Genomic DNA, 16,742 nt, shown 5'->3' with positions numbered 1-16,742 from the left:
CTAGGGCTGCGGACATGACCGAGTTCCTCCTGGCTTTGGCCCTGTTCCTGGTCGCCCACAGCATCCCCGCGCGGCCCGCCATCCGGGCCCGCTTCGTCGCGGTGCTCGGGGAGCGGCATTACCTGCTGCTCTATTCCCTGCTGTCGCTGGCGCTGCTGGCCTGGCTGATCTCGGCAGCGGTTCGCGCGCCGACCATCCCGCTGTGGCCGACCAGCCTGTGGAGCTATCAGTTGGCGGTCGCGCTGATGCTGCCGGCCAGCTGGCTGCTCATCGGCGGACTGGCTTCGCCCAATCCGTTCAGCATCAGCCTCAGCCGCAGGTCGTTCGACGCCGAGCGGCCGGGCATCGTCGGCTGGATGCGCCATCCGGTGCTCTGGGGCTTCGCTACCTGGGCGCTGGTCCATACGGTGGCCAATGGCGACCTGGTGGCGCTGATCATGTTCGGCGGGTTCCTGCTGTTCTCGCTGGCGGGAATGAAGCTGGTGGAGCGTCGTCGAAAGCGGCAGCTGAGCGAGAACGGGGAGGCACTGCCTCGACTTGGTAAGGGCTGGAACATCCGTCAGCTGCTCGTGACCTGCGGCGGCGGCACCCTCTTCTACGCCCTGTTGCTCAATGCGCATCCGTGGCTGTTCGGGCCGAACCCGGCTGCCGTCGTGCTGGGCTGAGCGGCGAACTGTCCGTTCCGTAGAACTGCGTATTCAGTGCGTCCGCCCGAACGGGCAGGGCATTTTCCATGACTTGGAAGGCGATCCGACTCGAACTTGGCCGAACCCGGGACTTCCCGAACGGGTCCGCGAGCCGTGCCTACCTCCTACGCGCGCCCTTGAACGCAGAAGGAGTCATTGACGAGCAGGCGATCCGCGCGCTGCCGGAGCAGGCCACCGTCCGCCGGCTGTGGCCGAGCGAACCGGACGTCAGCGGGCACCTCACCCGAATCGGCGACAAGTGGGCGTTCGTGGCGGGCCGCAGCGGCGACGAGCGGACGGTGATCACGGAAATGGACCCGCTTCCGATCAGCGAAGGCGCGATGCTGATGCTGCGCGAGCGTGGGCAGGAGCTTCCGTTCCGCGTTGCCAACCTGCGAACGCTTGGCTGACCTTCAGGCGGGGTCCGGCTCCGCTTCGCCAAGCCCGGCAGCGAAGGCGATCCGCAGCGCTTCGCTGAGGCTGCGCACGCCCAGTTTCTCCATCAGGTTGGCGCGGTGGATCTCCACGGTGCGCGGGCTGATCCCGAGGTCGTAGGCGATCGTCTTGTTCGGCAGCCCTTGCACGAGGCCGGCCAGCACGTCCCGCTCGCGCGGGGTCAGCACGTTCAGGCGTTGGCGCGCCTCCTCGCCCCGGCTTTCCACAGTGGAGGCGGTGTGCAGGCGTCCGCGCGCGGCTTCGAGCGAGGACAACAGCGCCTGCTTCTCGAAGGGCTTTTCGATGAAATCGACGGCGCCGGCCTTCATCGCCTGGACGGCAACGCTGACGTCGCCGTGGCCGGTCATGATGACGACGGGGAGCATGCAGCCGGCATCGCGAAGTTCGCGTTGCACTTCCAGCCCGTCCATCTCCGGCATGCGGATGTCGAGCAGGATGCAGCCGGGCTCCAGCGAGCGGACCTTCTTGAGCAGCTGCACGCCGGTTTCATAGGTCTCGACCCGAAAGCCGGACGTCTTCAGCATGAACCCGGCCGAGCGGCGGATCGCCTCGTCATCGTCGACCAGATGGACCAGGAACTTGGACTCGTCACTCATTCAAGCGCCCCCGCGTCGGGTATGGTGAAGTGGAAAACGGTTCCCCCGCCCGCGGGGCTCTCGAACCAGATTCGCCCGCCGTGCGCTTCGATGATCGTGCGGCAAATCGACAGGCCGATCCCCATGCCATGTTCCTTGGACGTGACGAACGGCTGGAACAAGTGCTCGGCGACCTCGGCGCTGATGCCCTTGCCGGTGTCGCCGACACTGACCTCGACGAAATCGTCTCCGTCCGGCCGGGCGCTGATGGTCAGCTGCCTCACCCGGCTGTCGATCATCGCGTCGATGGCGTTGCGGATGAGGTTGAGAAGCACCTGCTGAACCTGGATGCGGTCCACCAGGACGTTCTGGGCATTGGGATGGAGTTCGACGTCGACCTCGATGCCGTGCTCGCGTGAGCCGACCAGTCCGAGGGCATTGGCCTCGGCGATGAGCCGGGGGAGACTTTCCACCTTCCGCTCGGTCTGGCCGTAGGTGATGAAGTCGCGCAGGCGGCGGACGATCTGGCCCGCGCGAACGGACTGGCGAGCGGCATCGTCGAGCGCTTCGCGGATCACCTCCAGCGTGTCCTCGTCCGGCGGGCTGGCCAGGAGATCGCGTGCGGCCTCGCAGTAGTTCGCGATGGCGGTCAGCGGCTGGTTCAGCTCGTGGGCAAGGGCCGAGGCGAGAGTCCCGACCTCGCTGACCCGGCCAACGTGAGCCAGCTCGGACTGCAGGTCCTGGAGGCGGAGCTCGGTATGCTGCCGTTCGGTCAGGTCGCGGATGAAGCCGGTGAAGATGCGCTGTTCGCCGATGCGCGCCTCGCCGACCGACAGCTCGATCGGGAAGGTATAGCCCTCGCGGTGGCGCGCGGTCGTGACCCGGCCGATGCCGATGATCTTGCGCTCGCCCGTGCCCATGTAGTTGCTGAGGTAACCGTCGTGTTTCTCGCGGTCGGGCGAGGGCATAAGCATGCTGACGTTCTCGCCCAGGACCTCCGCCTCCGCGAAGCCGAACATGCGTTCGGCCGCGGCGCTGAACGAGAGGATCCGCCCGCGCTCGTCGATGACCACCATCGCGTCGGGAACCGTGGCCAGGATCGATCGGAGGTGCGCCTCGCGGGTCGGAAGCGCCGCGTTGGTGTCGGTCAAGTCGTTCACGTCCTCGTGCTTGCCGCCTTGAGAGCCCCCTCGCAAGCATCATGCCGCGTCTAGCCAAGGGAGGCTGAACGACAGATGGGCCATGGCCGAGCCCACGGGTGCGGGGGACGCTCTTGAACATCGCCCCCCCAGCCGATAACCGATGACATTAATCCGGATTTAACGCGGAGCCTTTTTCTGCGACCCGGCGTGTTCGGCAGCAGTCAGGTGCCCAGTGGTTCGATTTCGTCCTTTGTCCAGCCGCATGCGTGCGAAGTCTTCCGGTCTTCAGCTCAGCCAAGTGGCTTCCGACATGTGGGAGATTGCGCCCCCCGTGGAGCACGGGTCGAGGCCGGTGATCTGCCTCCCAGGCGAGGTGGACAGGATCCTCGCGCACCACCCGGACTCCTCGCCGCGGATCAACCTGGAACGGCTTCATGGCACCCCGATCCGCCAAGGCGGTGCCATGGCCTATCTGGTCCCGGATGCGGTGATCGCCCACGGCGTGGTGATGTCTCCGTCCGCTTACGCGGTCATCCGCAAGGAAGACCGGCGCTTGTTTCTCGGCGGCCGTGTCGAGGAGATCGAGGAAGGGGCTCTGTGCAGCACATATGTGACGGAGCGCTACTTCGGGCATTGGCTGACCGACGGATTGGCGCATGAGCTCTGGGCGCAGGACCAGAAGCTCGATCCGCTGGTCCTGCCCTCGCCGCCGGTCCGCATTCACGAGACCGGGTATCGCGAGCTGACGGGACTTCGAGCGCGGGAAGTTCGGCAGGCGCACGTCCGAAGGCTGTGGCTGATCGAGGATCACGAGCTCAGCGCGTCCAGGGTGGCCCGCGTCGAGCGTATCCGTCAGCGCATCCGGAGCGAGGTCGGCCCGGGAGGTCCCAAGCGTGTGTTCCTCTCGAGAGGCCGGACGGGAGTGGGCCGAGTCCTCGCCAACGAGGTGGCGATCCGCGAGACGCTCGCACGTCGGGGCTTCGCGATCCTGTCACCCGAGGCGAGCGACCCGAGAACCATCGCCCACACGCTGGCATCGGCCGAAACGATCGTGTCGCCCGAAGGCTCGGCGATTGCACATGCGGTGATGGCGGCGCCGGCCGGATGCGCGCTCGTCGTCCTGCAGCCGCCGCGGCAATTCAACATGCTCTTCAAGAGCTATGCCGACGTGCTCGGCATGAAGTTCGCGTTCGCCGTCGGGGACGATGTCGACGGGAATTCGTTCACTCAGCCCATCGAGCGACTGGAACGCCTGCTCGACATGCTGGCGACGTGATCGCGTGCTCGCCGGTCGGATCGGAGCCTGGTCCGGGAAAATGGCGGAGCGGGAGTCCGCCAAACTACTGTCCGTGTAAGTGTGAACACATCCGGAACACCGCTGCATCTCCCCTTGTGAGCCTGGGCATTTACAAGTCTCAGCGTCCGCCCACGTTCCGTTGCGTTCCCCTAAAACCCGCGTACTATCGGGGAGCGCACTTGGGAACGGAGACGCTGAACGATGCCTCGCAAGGTGAGCAACGCCCTCACGCCGCTAACGGTGAAGAACGCCAAGGCTGGACGACACGCTGACGGGAACGGACTGTATCTGCTTGTGAAGGACTCCGGTGCGCGATCCTGGGTCTTCAGGTTCATGTTGAAAGGCAAGTCCCGAGACATTGGCTTAGGTCCGGCCGGATCGGGAGGAGTAAGTTTAGCGGCTGCGCGAGATCTGGCGTCCGCTTTGCGGCTGAAGGTTAAAGCCGGAATAGATCCCCTACAGGAACGCAAACATGAGGCCGCTGAGGCCTTGGCGGCCGCTCAGGTGGCCCACATCGCCGGTATTACGTTCAAGGCCGTGGCGGACGCTTATATCGCCGCAAATGAGGAAAGCTGGCGAAACGATAAGCACCGGCAGCAGTGGCGCAACACTTTGGCGACCTACGTTTACCCGGTCATCGGAGACTTCCCCATCGCGCAGGTTGGCACGCCCCACGTGCTTACGATCTTGGAGCCGATCTGGCGGCAAAAGCCGGAAACCGCGAGCCGTGTACGCGGTCGCATCGAGACCATACTCGATGCTGCGAAAGCGCGTGGATACCGGGAGGGCGAGAACCCGGCCCGCTGGCGCGGGCATATCGCTCAGATCCTGCCGAAGCGCTCACGCCTCACGAGGGGTCACCACAAGGCGATGCGGTACGATGAAGTGCCCGCATTCGTGACCGCGCTAAGGGGGCGACAAGCCACGGCGGCGCTCGCCTTGGAGTTTGCGATCCTCACCGCGAGCCGAACAAGCGAAGTTCTCGGGGCAACTTGGGCTGAGGTCGATTTGGGCAAGGCCGTTTGGACGATCCCAGCTTCACGCATGAAGGCAGGCAAAGAACATCGCGTCCCCCTTTCGCAGCGTGCAGTCGAGATCCTTGAGCAAGTGAAGCCACTCGGAAAGCCTGCTTTGTTTCCGGCCGACAAAGGCGGAAGACTCTCCGGCATGGCAATGACAATGCTGCTTCGCCGTATGAAGCAGGACTGCACCGTGCATGGTTTTCGCTCGAGCTTCCGCGACTGGTCAGCCGAACGCACCGGCTATGCTCACGAGGTCTGCGAGATGGCGCTTGCCCACACCATCGGCAACAAGGCGGAGGCGGCATACCGACGAGGGGACCTGTTCGAGAAGCGGCGTCGCTTGATGATCGATTGGGCCGCTTATTGCGCTGACAGCAACTTGGAAGGCGCGAAGGTTACTCCTATTCGGAGCGACGCTGCTTGAGTGGCCGTGGTGGCTCCCGACGCGGAGCAGGTCGCCCGAGGCTAGATGAATGGGCAATCTTCGACATTGGTCAGGCCTGCGAGGTCATGTGGCGGCAGGCAGCGGCAAGTGCGCTCGAGGAGCGCAAACGTCAGTTCTTCGAGGGAGGTATTAGCAGACTCTGGGCCGAAGCAAACGCAATACCCATAGCTGACCGAAGGGGTTGGCGTGAGAGTGACGCCTACCAGGAGCACAGGGGTGATCTTGAGTCGTTCCTGCACCAACGCGCAGGCACCACGTTCGACGACGATGCCGGGGAATACCTCGGCCCTGCACCCCGTTTGGTGCGGTTCTCTAACAAGCCGTGGAAAGGGACCAGGCCCAAGATCATCGCCGCAATTGCTGAACGATTCGGCGTGCCCGAATCGCGCGTAGATCGGCTGTGGAAGGAGTACCGACGCTTTGAAGCTGAAGCATCTGGTGAAGAATAAACGTCAGATTTCCGGTGTTGTTTGATATTTGCCTGTCATCGCGAGGCGCTGAGGCAGCCTTGCTAAATCTATCCCACCAAGTCCGGGCAATCCCGTCTGGACTCTGTGGGAGAGCAGACTGTGCCAACTCCGATCGCGATTACAATTCCGGAAGCCGTGCGGCTGTCCGGACTATCCAGAACGGCGCTGTATGACGCTTTGAAGCGTCAGCACATCACCGCAAAGAAGGCAGGCCGCCGCACCCTAATCTCGTTCACTGATCTAGAAGCCTATTTGGCGAGCCTCCCGGCCTATCAGGGGGGAGCGTGATCGATGCACCCACAAATGCAAAACCCGGGGCTGGCACCCCGGGCTTCGCGCAATCTGCTTTGTGTCGGCTGGTCGCGTGTTTCCCTTACCGCATCGGACTCCCGCGCGCAAATGCTCGCTTGGCGGTTTGGCCTGTCCCCTTGGCTTGCGCGCGAGGTGGCCCTGCTCTGTTTTGGGGAGAGCTGCGATGACTAAGCAGCCCTTTTCCGATCATCGCTCGGCAGCTCTTGCTCTTCTGAACAGCAGTCAGCGACTAAGCCGAAAGGCGGGGCAGTTCCTTGGCCAAATCGTGGTCGATCCCACGCCCTTGAGCCCCTCTCAGGCAGATTGGTTGGCGAAGCTTTTGAGCAAGGCTGGCTTGCCATCTTCAACGGAAAGAGGTGCCCTATGAGCAGCTATCCTGACACGCCTGGGCACCGGAACGTGGATACGTCGGTTGCGGCCGCTCTTGCTCTCGCACCGGGCCTCGGACGCCTCCAACGTAGGGTGCAGAAGGCGATTAAAGAGGCTGGCCCGCAAGGGCTAACGTCGGATGAGTTAGCATCGCGGCTGGGCATGGAGCGCTGGTCAGTCCGGCCGCGCACCAGTGAGTTGCGGCAGAAAGGCTGGATTCGCGACAGCGGGCAACGAAGGCGCAATGCGACTGGCAGAACAGCAATCGTGTGGATCGCCGATTGATGCCCGCTGCCATGTCGAAGCTATCGGCTAACGAGCATGGCAGCCCTTTGAAACTTCATCGGAGGGCAACTTTCGATGAGGTTTCAACTGGCTCGCATCAGCCACTATCGCCTGCATTCCCTCGGTTTTCACCGACTGGCACGGCACTTGCGATAGATAATCGAGCTATAGGTGTGGCAGCACATTCGCCATGCAGCACCGGTCGTGGGGGAGCACGCAACAGCGCAACCCGAGAAAGTAAGGCACTTAGCACAGCTCACCTTGGCAACCTTATAGCGGCGGCCCGCCATGCGGAAGCCATAGGGCTGCCATTGAACCGAATGATCACGATACACTGGGAAGCGGCTGGCGTGCCGCTCTCGGACATGGCCAAGGCCACCGGCCGGTTCACGGATCTGCTCGCGAAGGCGCTTCGCCGCCGTGGCAGCCGCACAAGCTTTCTTTGGGTGCATGAGAACGGCGACGGCAAAGGCGGGCATTGCCACTTGCTAGCCCACGTCCCAGCCGCTCTCGTGCGGCATGTGGCAGGGTTACAGAAGGCTTGGCTCCGGCGGATCACCGGAAGGCCGTACCGAGCCCGCGTCGTTCACAGCAGGCCGATAGGTGGACGCCTAGGGCTGGAGAGAGACAATCCGGAGCTTCACGCGATCAATCTGGAGGCAGCGCTTGCGTACCTCCTGAAAGGCGCTGGAGAGGATGCTGGCGAGCAATTCGCTCTGCATCGACTGGAGCCCGGAGGACGCGTCATCGGAAAGCGCTGCGGCACGTCTCAAAACATCGGCCGGAAGGCCCGCAACTCGGAAGGACAAGCATGACAACACGGTCGCAGCCGGAGAACGGCTTCAACCCTAATCGCGTCTTGGCGGTTGAGCAATCGAAGGACGAAACGGGAGCGCAAGCCGTGGCTCGGATGGTGCTGAAGCCGCAGCTAAGGCACGCGCACACGGCATCGATGTTCGCTGAGCACCTGCTCGGATCGGGGGTAGAGCAGCCTGGAATCATGGACTTCGTCGATCACGTGCAGAGCGCAACGAAGCTGGCCGAAGCGGGAAGCTTGAGCGGGGTTAGCGCGATCCTCGCGGCTCACGCGATCACACTGGATAGCATGTTCACTGAGTTTGCCCGTCGCGCGGCTCTGAACATGGGCAGCTACCCGGATGCGGCTGATCGATATGCCCGGTTGTCAATGAAGGCTCAGAGCAGCTGCCGCGCGACATTAGAAGCATTGGCGAAGCTGCATCAGCCTCGGGAACAAACGGTTCGACATGTCCATGTGAACGAAGGCGGACAAGCGGTAATTGCCGATGAATTTCACAACCATGCTGGGGGCAACAAAAATGCGAAAAGAAGCAAACAATCCCATGCAACCCGATGCACTGCCGCTTGCCGGTCGCTGCCAAGCCCGCACTCGGAAGGGAACACCGTGTCAATCTTTAACCGTAAGCGGAAAAGAGCGCTGTAGAATGCACGGCGGCACTAACCCGGGAGCGCCGAGGGGAAATCGTAACGCGTGGAAGCATGGTGGGCGGTCCTCGGAGGCGAGAAGAGCAGCCGCCTACTTCAGGTACATCGTCAGAAGCTTAGACGACGGCAATTGAACGATGAAATAGACAGGTCGAAGAGCCCTAATCCGACGCATATACTTTGACTCAGGCGCATTTCATGGACAAGTATATTGGTGCAAACTTCTCACTATCGTAGTGTTTGCGTTGCCAATCGCCACCCCATAGGCTCAGTCTATGAACGGCTTGACCTGCTACATTGTTGTTCTCGTACTCGTCTTGCAAGAAATACATGTACTCGCCATCTTGGTGAGAAGGTCGGAAGTCCTTCTCATCCCAGCTGTTTGACTCCAAGTCGAATATGCCCCATGTTTTGTCGTTAATCGGTTGGACTACCTTGTTGTTCGCCGGTGACTCGGTTTCGAACCTAGAGACTTTGACCGCTATAGGAAATATGCAGGCATAGAGTACGATAGTTCTCTTTTCGGATCCGACATCAACCTCATAAAGCACAGTCGAAAACAACAGCCGACCCACAGGGCCTTTCAAAACTTGAGCGGTTTGTCTCAGCGCACCTCCTTCTGCAATAAGAAGGGATATGTCCCTCGCAACGACTGCCTTTGTGTCCGCTAGACCAAACACCCAGTCTAGCAACCAACCAGCAGCTACCTCAAATATCTTTTTAGGTATTGCTAATCCGGCTATTAAGTTAGCTCCAGCTTTGAAGAAAGCCGGTACCTTCTGATCGCCAAGTTCCTCGAACTTCTTCACGAGGGTGTTGGCCTCTTTAGCATTAAGAACATGCCTATTAAGAGTATGGTCCTGCTGCTTTTGAATCGCTGTTGATTCGTCCGGTGTGAGGATAGCCGCGTACGACTGAGTTTGACCTATCTTCGTCGTTCTGATCGTGTTCGGCAAAATAGGCGAAACCGAGGTCAAGAAGGCCGCCTCTCCCGAGCAGTGTGAGCCCACTTCGTTCCACCAGTTCGACTCGGCCATAGGTACCTCCGAAGAACTGCTTACTTTATTGACTATTTTTAAGAAAAGTCCATTCTGTTCCGACGACTCGTGATCGCTAGGTGGCGAAGGAGAGGACCATGAGAGACGTTGTTCGCGCGAGCGCAGCAGTGTTGCTTTTTGCTACTCCCACGGTTGCCAACGCTGGCTGCTACACTGGGAACGATGGCTGCATAGGTTACAAGACCATCAAGAACACATGGAGCGAGGTCAGGTGCTTCAGCTTACGCAACAAGCAGGGAGGCACTCACAACTTCTGCCTAAGCCCGGGAGAGGAGCGCCGGGTAAAGGTGGTATCTGGCGACTACCTCTGTGCGGTCAAAGGGAACGTTCCGGTTCCAACTAATTGCAACATGCAGTACATCTATACAGACTGAGGGTAGCGGCTGAGTCCGGCTAGCCCTCATCTGAGCCGTCCTGATACGTCTGCTTAGTTCGCCATCTTTTAAAGGTAGCTTAGTAGCCGTGCTCGCTCTACTTCAGTGCCCGCCAGGCTGAAGTCGAAATTACATGTACCATCTTTCGCTTTCTGAGAAGGATGCGGACACCACGAAACCATGAACTGGCCGAAGCGATGCGGCGCCCAGAACGGATGCTGAGGATCCGGCCGGATGAACTGAGTCCCCAGGAGAACGCGGACCTTCTTGAAGATCTCCCATTGGCAACAAAGCACTACAATTTGCCGCTCGGCAGGGAGCCTCTCTCCAACCCGTTTCAAGACCTCAGCAATTCGCCAATGCCCTTGGCTGGCATAGAAGGTGTCATCTCTGGCGGTGCGACGGTGCGGCACGTTAACCGTGTTCACGCGGTACGCTCGCTCTACGGTGTCTCTTCCCAGCACCCTATCGAGATTCTTACGGCTGCCGCTTTCTTTGACTTCGCCGTCGCCTGCAGGAAATGCAGGCCAGTGCCTCTTTAGATCCTGCATCTGGCGGTTCGGACCTAAGCCAAAGATGATAAAGGCGCTCTCGCCATCGATCCAGCGTTCGATGTGAGCGTTCAGACCGTTGCATTCCTGAGGAAGCAAAAGCTCTCTAGTGTCGACGATTCTCGCGGCGGGCATACGCAGCTCTCCCCTTTTGATGCGATTATCACGGGGCAGCCTAATTGAAGCTCACCAAGCGCTCGCCTCGGAGTGACGTTCGCTACCAGCAATCCAATGCATTTTCACCAACCAAGCCCGTTAGTCCTGCTGAACAAGCGCTGAGATTCTGCCTCGTAGTGCTCGCGCGATCGCTGATCGCCGTGGAACTAAGGCTACACCATCAAAGTCGGTTGGAGCCCTCTTCAACTCGCGTTTCCTGTATCTCTCCGCGTGACCAGGATCCTTAACGACGAACTGTAAGTCGGACCCAACTGTCACTGCTAGTACCCAATGCCTCCCTCCATAGGCTGATACTATAGCGGATCCTTCCTCATTGAGCACTCGGCGCAAAAGTTCGGTTGCCGACGTAAGCTCAAGAGCTTCGCGAACGGCATCAAGCTCAGCTGCTAAGTACGGGAGCCGCTTTCGAGATGCGGTCTTATTGAAAATCCTCGCAAGATCCGCGGCGTAGTATCCACCCGAGATATTACTTGCATCGAGAAGACCGAGGTCCTGAGCGTCCTTCAGCAACTCGGAGAAAGCCGCATGAGCTTTGGTTCTCGCTCTTCTGGACAGCTTAGGTACACGCTCCAGGAAGTGAACCAGACAGTAAATGCCGCATAGGCCGTCCACTGAACCTTGAACATGACTTGCTCTTGGCACGCAGGCACTCCTGAAGAGACTCAACGGCCGGTCGAGTCTAACTTGAAAGTCCCACCTAACCGCCGCAATCGAAGGCTTTCATTGCTGCCCGGGAGCAAACGCTACGGACACACTGGTGCGACGCGAAGGCGTTACCCGAAAGTCCGGGCTGTCCAACAATTACAGGTTGGCGGTCGTGCAACTTGCCAGATGCTTCGCGCGACGCTGCGCCCAGCCGATAGCCCCAAACCCCACAAGCATCATCATCCAGGTTGCGGGCTCTGGTATAGCATTGAACTGCACGGAGACGAGGCTGCGAAGGCGTTCATTCCCAGAGAAATGATCACTCGTAATCCCAAGTGAATATTGAACGTCTATGATCTCAAACTGAGCATCTACGATGCGTCGCAATGTGAGCGTATAAGCACCTTCCGTAAAGTACGGGTAAGTGCGACCTTCAAGGTTCACGAGACCCGAGTATCCGACTTCGAGAACGCCCGTGAAGATCTCTCCATCTTCGGAGCTTAGTTCGATCAGCCCACCCCTGCTCCACGAGTAGCTATCTGTGTAGGTGCAAGCGGCTTGCCCAGAACACGACGGCACCCAGAATGACTCGTCTGCATCGAAGTTCAACCTTCGATCTACGATGATGTCAGAGCTAAAATGACCCTCGATGGTTTCCGCGGCATTCGCCGGCTGGACCCACAGGGCGGCTGCCGCCGCCATCGTTACCAAGACTCGCATCGTCAACTCCCTGTTAACGACAGTTAGCTTGCACGTCGTACACGCTGAAGCAATCTAACGGCTGGGAGACGAACGACGCGCGTACGACGCGGTATCCCAGCCACCCTTCCCCCAACTCCGTTATGAAGCCCGCACGCGACGCAGTCAGTCTCCAGCCGTAAGCGGAAAATGCCGATGGAGAATGCACGGAGGTGCTAACCGAAGAGCGCCTAAGGGCAACCGCAATACTCTCAAGCACAACGCTCGATCGCGTAAGCAGTCCCTATCGTATCAGACTAGGCAAACGTCTGCCGCAGACGCGATTACGATAGGACGCAGACCTTGGCCGGTACGCTGACAAACCCGACAGGCCACCTTAGATTTGGTGGCCCTTCATGCCGCAGACCGCCTCGAAGATTCGCCGCTCAATGGTGCCGGGAGCGATCGGAATGAGAGTGCCATCTCCCTCGATAGAGACGTTGCTACCATCGGACTTGTAGATGATCAGGCGAGTTGTTTCTGACAACTCGGCTATACAATCGACTCTCTCCTGAGCGATCATCTGAGTCGTGCCTGAGTTTCTATCAGGCGCAGTGTTCTCAAGCTTGTTCCAGTAGGTATAAATGCCGCCGGATCCATTCACCGAATCAACATCAACATAGAAATGGGTCGTCCCCTTATTGTCCGCCGAGGTTGAGGTGATCCGAATCCAATTCTCAGCAGTAGCAGGAGTAGCGCCTAGGATAGAAGCAGCGAGGGACGCAGCTAAACATCTCACCATCATTGTTGCGTGTCCCAAGGCGGATCTGGATCTGGTTATAGTGCGAAGACAATAAACAACAAAAGCGCTGCAGCGGTACCGAACAGTATCATTAGGCCGCGCTTTCTGTTCCGCTCTTCAGTGTCCCATTCCTCAGCGTATTCCTGGTCGGTGTCGGCGGCCGGACTGCGGTTCACCCGAGCGTGTGTCTCTGCAATCTCACCCGAGCCGTAGAGCACCGCACCGCCCACGAACCCTGCTAGGCAGAGTTGAAAGACCATCATCTGAGTTTGCAGAAGTCCGAGATTATGCGTCTGCCCGCTGCCGTACGAGTAGACTGTTGTGTCCATGATGAACGAGAGAAAGGCGCCGAACCCGCTCAAGATCATCAGCGCCATCCCGCCGCTGCGCATACTATGCTCCTCTCAGCTACATAAGTCAGATTGGAGGGATGTTGCTTGAGGCGCAAGTGCAGCCGTCACGATGGGCTCGTTACGGCCAGATCAGCGATGAGCAATCCGATTCTCGATCCACCTACTTCCGTGATTAGCAGGGTACGATCCCTTTGAAGCGCTCATCTGGTGCAAAGCGTCTTGAAGCAGAGCTTAATCGATCAGCTCCACGCTAACATTTTGCGTGCCTTGGTCGCGGAGAAGCGATTGATTGCGCGTGCCGCGTCACTTTGTTGAACCAAGAAGCCACCTTGACCCGGGTGCACTCCTCGTCGCGGAGTCCACGTTCTCCAAAAGCATGCAAAGCGTTGAGGATGGCCGCACGACCAATCTCCGCAGCGTCCCACGCACCAGGGGCAACCCGCTCATCCCTTTGTGATATCGATCCATGCACTAGCTTCGATCGAAGCCCGTATAACTTCTGACCTTTTTTCTCCCAATTGCACAAGCTTCCAGTTTCACTGGGATCAAAGCAGAAGGCTGCGATGCGTCGGGAAATCAAATCCGTGATGTTATCTTTTTCATCCGTCATCAGCATGCGCTCGAGCGAGGTTACGTACTTGATGACCTTCGCTGCAGCCGACCGCTCTCTCGCCGCTTCACCGTACCAAGATACCGCGTCGAGAAACCTCTCGCTAATCGGTCGATTCAGTCTTGGATTCACGACCATCTCTAACGCGACTCCGAAAAGTCTCACTGCTTCTTGCGCTTCATGGTCGTCCATCATCGAGATCCAGTCGTCCGCAAACCCGACTTCGCCCAAGCCTGAATATGATGCGCTAAACTCGACTTTCTCGTTCTGCACAGTGAATTGACCTCGGCAATCTCGACGGACACCGGGGCCGCCGATGACCATGCGGCTGGTATGAGACGGGCCAAAAAGTAGATGCATGCAGTCGAGTGCTTGCGTGACGGCTCTTAAGGCGGCGTTTTCGGAGGACTTGCTATCGCAGTCGGGAACCGTAACCTCTGCTACCCAGCCAAAGGTACGATAGTACTGAGTCACGTCCCGGATAAACTTGTAGCTCGATCGGTTCTCAGATCGCGCAGGCCACAGGCGACTAGCCATCATGCGGCGAAACGCAGTCCTACTCAGAAATGTGATAGGACCTATCTGGAACTGATCGGGCGACTCGGCCACCATCAAGTGGCAGGGCACAAAGTGCGTTATAGTCTTGAGCGACCGTCGCGCGATCCGAGCGGCTTCCGAGAAGGACCGCTCGACCTCCCGAATTTCAATGGGACGACCCTCAAGCGCAAAGCGCCGGAGAAGCGACTTAGCGAGCGGGTCACGCATCGTCCGGACTTCAATTTGGCTGCGAATGCCAGCTCTCTGGGCCGCCAAGCTGGCTAGCATGTCTAGGCGCTCTACTGCGGCTCTACCGCAGGTGATTCGTCGTTTTGAATCGGTTGGATGGGGCAGTTCCCAAAGGAAGGCCTCCACTAGCTCATCAGGCGCCGTCTTGGTTTCAAACCATTGCTTCTCAAGCTCAAGGAAGCGCTCCACCTCGCCAAAGATAAACTCAACATCGGTGACTAGATGTAGTTTGGCGTTGGGCATCGTCCGATCCTCGATCGCCACCGATCTCTCGGCAAGGAGATTCGCGCGGCAACGAAGGCTTGACCAGATACGCAAGCAAAGAGGCTATCGGGGAGCTTATTTGGGAACCCCTCAATCTTACTAACGAAAAAGCCTTAGTTTCAAGACATAATGGCGGAGCGGGAGGGATTCGAACCCTCGATACGGTTTTGCCGTATACTCACTTTCCAGGCGAGCGCCTTCGACCACTCGGCCACCGCTCCGCATTTGAATGCCTGGACGGGCGCCACTTAGGGGCTGTCGGCGGCGGGAGCAAGGAAGGGTTTGGCGAGCGCGGGCGGCTCGCTTATGCGGGTGTCGATGCGCACCTTCGGACCTCCGCCCTCGGCCGCCGAGATCGAAGCGATTGCGCGAACCGCGATGGAGCGCCTGCCCGAACCCTTCGCCTCCCACATTCGCGGCGTCCTGCTGGTGGTAGAGGAATTCGCAGACGCCGAGGTGCTGGCCGAACTGGGCATGGAGGAAGCGTTCGACCTCACCGGCCTCTACTCAGGGCGTCCGCTGACGGAGAAGAGCGTCGAGGACAGCGGCGCGCTGCCCGACACGGTGACCCTGTTCCGGCGCCCGATCCTCGATGAATGGGCGGCCGACGGAGAGGATCTGGAGCATCTGGTCACGCACATCCTCATCCACGAGGTCGGGCATCATTTCGGCTTTTCCGACGAGGACATGCACGCGCTCGAGGACGCAGAGCATTGAGCCCAGTGCTGCGGTTCACCGACGTGGCCTGCTGGCGCGGCGGGCGGCTGCTGTTCGAGGGCGTGAGCTTTGCGCTGGACGAGGGCGAGGCGCTGTGGGTGCGGGGCCCGAACGGGAGCGGCAAGTCGAGCCTGATCCGGCTGGCGGCGGGGCTGCTGTCGCCGGCGGCGGGAAGCATCGCAAGTGGTGAGGCGGCGCTGGCCGACGAGAGCTTGGCGCTGGACCGTGAGCAATCGCTGGAGCGGGCGCTGCGCTTCTGGGCCCGGCTGGACGACGGCACGGTCTGGCTGGAGGGGGCGCTCCAGGCCTTCGAACTCGATCACCTGGCACAGGTGCCGGTGCGCATGCTCTCGACCGGCCAGGCGCGGCGTGCACGGCTGGCGCGGGTGGTCGCCAGCGGTGCGCCGCTGTGGCTGCTCGACGAGCCGGTGAACGGTCTGGACGAGCGGAGCATCGGGCTTTTGGGAAGCGCCATCGCAAGCCACCGCGCGGCCGGAGGAGCGGTGCTGGCGGCGTCGCACGTGCCCCTGCCCGGCGGCGAGTGGCGGACCCTGGAGCTGCACGCATGATCGGCCCGCTGGCATGGCGCGAGGCGCGCCGGGCGGTCGGGGCAGCGGCCTGGCTGCCGGTGGTCTTCTTCCTGCTGGTGGCGACTCTGATCCCCTTCGCCGTCGGACCGGACGTGCGGCTGCTGGCGCGGATCGGCGCGGGTGCGCTGTGGGTCGCGGCATTGACGGCGGCGCTGCTTCCGATCGAGCGGCTGATGGAGCCGGATCGCGCCGATGGGGTGCTCGATCAACTCGCGCTGCGGGGTGCGAGCGGAGAGGAGATCGCGGTGGCAAAGATCCTCGGCCATTGGCTGACCTTCGGGCCGCTGCTGATGCTGGCCTCCTTGCCGGGCGCGGCATTGCTCGGGCTGGACGGGGACGCGCTTGGCCGGGCGCTGCTGACGCTGGCGATCGGGACGCCCGCTCTTGCCGCGCTTGCGGTGGCGGTGGCGAGCCTGACGGCCGGGCTGCGCGGGGGCGGAGCGCTGGGCGGCCTGCTGCTGCTGCCCTTTGCGGTGCCGCTGCTGATCTTCGGGGCGTCGGCCGCCACCGTCGGCGGAGGCCAGGCGCTGAAGCTGGAGGCGGCGACGGCCCTGTTCATCCTGGTCGGTGCGCCGTTCGTGGCCGGGGCCGCGCTGCGGGCGCTGCGCACCTGA

The 16,742-nt window shown here is 60.6% G+C and carries 19 protein-coding genes and 1 tRNA gene; 10 read left to right on the top strand and 10 right to left on the bottom strand.

Going from position 1 to position 16,742, the window contains the following annotated elements:
• Positions 1 to 14 precede the first annotated feature (14 nt).
• Both JT720_RS11230 and JT720_RS11225 read left to right on the top strand, forming a co-directional pair.
• Entirely contained in the window at positions 15 to 665 is a 651-nt protein-coding gene (locus JT720_RS11230; protein ID WP_205481321.1) for an NnrU family protein, read from the top strand.
• Positions 666 to 733: 68 nt separating this feature from the next.
• Positions 734 to 1,096, top strand: coding sequence for a hypothetical protein (locus JT720_RS11225; RefSeq protein ID WP_205481320.1), 363 nt, complete (start codon positions 734 to 736; stop codon positions 1,094 to 1,096).
• A 3-nt stretch (positions 1,097 to 1,099) separates the two neighbouring features.
• On the opposite strand, the gene JT720_RS11220 is transcribed toward JT720_RS11225, so the two are convergent.
• Both JT720_RS11220 and JT720_RS11215 read right to left on the bottom strand, forming a co-directional pair.
• A complete protein-coding gene (locus JT720_RS11220) occupies positions 1,100 to 1,738 on the bottom strand; it encodes a response regulator transcription factor (protein WP_205481319.1) in 639 nt (212 codons plus the stop codon).
• Positions 1,735 to 2,877, bottom strand: a complete 1,143-nt coding sequence (locus tag JT720_RS11215) for a PAS domain-containing sensor histidine kinase (RefSeq protein WP_336512000.1) — start codon at positions 2,875 to 2,877, stop codon at positions 1,735 to 1,737. Before JT720_RS11215 ends, JT720_RS11220 begins: the two co-directional genes overlap by 4 nt.
• A 244-nt stretch (positions 2,878 to 3,121) precedes the next feature.
• On the opposite strand from JT720_RS11215, the gene JT720_RS11210 reads away from it, so the two are divergent.
• From JT720_RS11210 to JT720_RS14065, 3 genes are all read left to right on the top strand, one after another.
• The gene (locus JT720_RS11210; protein WP_205481318.1) at positions 3,122 to 4,135 is read left to right on the top strand and encodes a glycosyltransferase family 61 protein; all 1,014 of its coding nucleotides are present in this window, start codon (positions 3,122 to 3,124) and stop codon (positions 4,133 to 4,135) included.
• Positions 4,136 to 4,357: 222 nt separating this feature from the next.
• On the top strand, positions 4,358 to 5,602 hold the full coding sequence (locus tag JT720_RS11205) for a tyrosine-type recombinase/integrase (RefSeq protein WP_205481317.1): 1,245 nt from the start codon (positions 4,358 to 4,360) through the stop codon (positions 5,600 to 5,602).
• Between the two features lie 575 nt (positions 5,603 to 6,177).
• Positions 6,178 to 6,381 (top strand): helix-turn-helix domain-containing protein, encoded by a 204-nt coding sequence (locus JT720_RS14065; protein WP_336511999.1) that lies wholly within the window; start codon positions 6,178 to 6,180, stop codon positions 6,379 to 6,381.
• Positions 6,382 to 7,670: 1,289 nt separating this feature from the next.
• On the opposite strand, the gene JT720_RS11195 is transcribed toward JT720_RS14065, so the two are convergent.
• On the bottom strand, positions 7,671 to 7,832 hold the full coding sequence (locus JT720_RS11195; RefSeq protein WP_205481315.1) for a hypothetical protein: 162 nt from the start codon (positions 7,830 to 7,832) through the stop codon (positions 7,671 to 7,673).
• Positions 7,833 to 7,870: 38 nt separating this feature from the next.
• Here JT720_RS11195 and JT720_RS11190 point away from each other — a divergent pair, with 38 nt between their 5' ends.
• Both JT720_RS11190 and JT720_RS14250 read left to right on the top strand, forming a co-directional pair.
• The gene (locus JT720_RS11190; protein ID WP_205481314.1) at positions 7,871 to 8,521 is read left to right on the top strand and encodes a hypothetical protein; all 651 of its coding nucleotides are present in this window, start codon (positions 7,871 to 7,873) and stop codon (positions 8,519 to 8,521) included.
• Entirely contained in the window at positions 8,421 to 8,657 is a 237-nt protein-coding gene (locus tag JT720_RS14250) for an HGGxSTG domain-containing protein (protein ID WP_419555393.1), read from the top strand. Before JT720_RS11190 ends, JT720_RS14250 begins: the two co-directional genes overlap by 101 nt.
• A 51-nt stretch (positions 8,658 to 8,708) precedes the next feature.
• Here the strand turns inward: JT720_RS14250 and JT720_RS11185 are convergent, their stop codons facing one another.
• The 7 genes from JT720_RS11185 to JT720_RS11155 form a co-directional block, all read right to left on the bottom strand.
• Positions 8,709 to 9,560, bottom strand: coding sequence for a hypothetical protein (locus tag JT720_RS11185; protein WP_205481313.1), 852 nt, complete (start codon positions 9,558 to 9,560; stop codon positions 8,709 to 8,711).
• 463 nt (positions 9,561 to 10,023) lie between these two features.
• Entirely contained in the window at positions 10,024 to 10,641 is a 618-nt protein-coding gene (locus tag JT720_RS11180; RefSeq protein ID WP_205481312.1) for a hypothetical protein, read from the bottom strand.
• An 843-nt stretch (positions 10,642 to 11,484) separates the two neighbouring features.
• Positions 11,485 to 12,048, bottom strand: coding sequence for a PEPxxWA-CTERM sorting domain-containing protein (locus JT720_RS11175; RefSeq protein ID WP_205481311.1), 564 nt, complete (start codon positions 12,046 to 12,048; stop codon positions 11,485 to 11,487).
• 355 nt (positions 12,049 to 12,403) lie between these two features.
• Positions 12,404 to 12,808 (bottom strand): surface-adhesin E family protein, encoded by a 405-nt coding sequence (locus tag JT720_RS14170; protein ID WP_336512002.1) that lies wholly within the window; start codon positions 12,806 to 12,808, stop codon positions 12,404 to 12,406.
• 35 nt (positions 12,809 to 12,843) lie between these two features.
• Positions 12,844 to 13,200: a hypothetical protein gene (locus JT720_RS11165; protein ID WP_205481309.1), complete on the bottom strand. Its 357-nt coding sequence runs from the start codon at positions 13,198 to 13,200 to the stop codon at positions 12,844 to 12,846.
• Positions 13,201 to 13,411: 211 nt separating this feature from the next.
• A complete protein-coding gene (locus JT720_RS11160) occupies positions 13,412 to 14,800 on the bottom strand; it encodes a HEPN domain-containing protein (protein WP_205481308.1) in 1,389 nt (462 codons plus the stop codon).
• 151 nt (positions 14,801 to 14,951) lie between these two features.
• Positions 14,952 to 15,042 (bottom strand) — tRNA-Ser (locus tag JT720_RS11155).
• Between the two features lie 97 nt (positions 15,043 to 15,139).
• Here JT720_RS11155 and JT720_RS11150 point away from each other — a divergent pair.
• Genes JT720_RS11150 through JT720_RS11140 form a run of 3 tightly spaced genes read left to right on the top strand, consistent with a single transcriptional unit; the run spans position 15,140 to position 16,742 of the window.
• Entirely contained in the window at positions 15,140 to 15,538 is a 399-nt protein-coding gene (locus tag JT720_RS11150) for a metallopeptidase family protein (RefSeq protein ID WP_205481307.1), read from the top strand.
• Complete coding sequence (gene ccmA, locus JT720_RS11145; protein ID WP_205481439.1) at positions 15,535 to 16,107, top strand: heme ABC exporter ATP-binding protein CcmA; 573 nt, start codon at positions 15,535 to 15,537, stop codon at positions 16,105 to 16,107. Before JT720_RS11150 ends, ccmA begins: the two co-directional genes overlap by 4 nt.
• The gene (locus JT720_RS11140) at positions 16,104 to 16,742 is read left to right on the top strand and encodes a heme exporter protein CcmB (RefSeq protein WP_205481306.1); all 639 of its coding nucleotides are present in this window, start codon (positions 16,104 to 16,106) and stop codon (positions 16,740 to 16,742) included. The genes ccmA and JT720_RS11140 overlap by 4 nt, the downstream gene beginning before the upstream one ends.

This window comes from Sphingomonas arenae, from assembly GCF_016924655.1.
Classification (GTDB): Bacteria; Pseudomonadota; Alphaproteobacteria; order Sphingomonadales; family Sphingomonadaceae; genus Sphingomicrobium; species Sphingomicrobium arenae.
The sequence above is the reverse complement of the archived record's forward strand: the minus strand, read 5'-3'. Positions and strand labels throughout refer to the sequence as shown.

What these genes read in the sequence shown, in the direction of transcription:
- JT720_RS11175 (WP_205481311.1), bottom strand. Translation starts at nt 12,048, where the DNA reads ATGCGAGTCTTGGTAACGATGGCGGCGGCAGCCGCCCTGTGGGTCCAG.
- JT720_RS11230 (WP_205481321.1), top strand. Translation starts at nt 15, where the DNA reads ATGACCGAGTTCCTCCTGGCTTTGGCCCTGTTCCTGGTCGCCCACAGC.
- JT720_RS14250 (WP_419555393.1), top strand. Translation starts at nt 8,421, where the DNA reads ATGCAACCCGATGCACTGCCGCTTGCCGGTCGCTGCCAAGCCCGCACT.
- JT720_RS11210 (WP_205481318.1), top strand. Translation starts at nt 3,122, where the DNA reads ATGCGTGCGAAGTCTTCCGGTCTTCAGCTCAGCCAAGTGGCTTCCGAC.
- JT720_RS11225 (WP_205481320.1), top strand. Translation starts at nt 734, where the DNA reads ATGACTTGGAAGGCGATCCGACTCGAACTTGGCCGAACCCGGGACTTC.
- JT720_RS11220 (WP_205481319.1), bottom strand. Translation starts at nt 1,738, where the DNA reads ATGAGTGACGAGTCCAAGTTCCTGGTCCATCTGGTCGACGATGACGAG.
- JT720_RS11180 (WP_205481312.1), bottom strand. Translation starts at nt 10,641, where the DNA reads ATGCCCGCCGCGAGAATCGTCGACACTAGAGAGCTTTTGCTTCCTCAG.
- JT720_RS11165 (WP_205481309.1), bottom strand. Translation starts at nt 13,200, where the DNA reads ATGCGCAGCGGCGGGATGGCGCTGATGATCTTGAGCGGGTTCGGCGCC.
- JT720_RS14170 (WP_336512002.1), bottom strand. Translation starts at nt 12,808, where the DNA reads ATGGTGAGATGTTTAGCTGCGTCCCTCGCTGCTTCTATCCTAGGCGCT.
- JT720_RS11185 (WP_205481313.1), bottom strand. Translation starts at nt 9,560, where the DNA reads ATGGCCGAGTCGAACTGGTGGAACGAAGTGGGCTCACACTGCTCGGGA.
- JT720_RS11160 (WP_205481308.1), bottom strand. Translation starts at nt 14,800, where the DNA reads ATGCCCAACGCCAAACTACATCTAGTCACCGATGTTGAGTTTATCTTT.
- JT720_RS11205 (WP_205481317.1), top strand. Translation starts at nt 4,358, where the DNA reads ATGCCTCGCAAGGTGAGCAACGCCCTCACGCCGCTAACGGTGAAGAAC.
- JT720_RS11140 (WP_205481306.1), top strand. Translation starts at nt 16,104, where the DNA reads ATGATCGGCCCGCTGGCATGGCGCGAGGCGCGCCGGGCGGTCGGGGCA.
- JT720_RS11150 (WP_205481307.1), top strand. Translation starts at nt 15,140, where the DNA reads ATGCGCACCTTCGGACCTCCGCCCTCGGCCGCCGAGATCGAAGCGATT.
- JT720_RS11190 (WP_205481314.1), top strand. Translation starts at nt 7,871, where the DNA reads ATGACAACACGGTCGCAGCCGGAGAACGGCTTCAACCCTAATCGCGTC.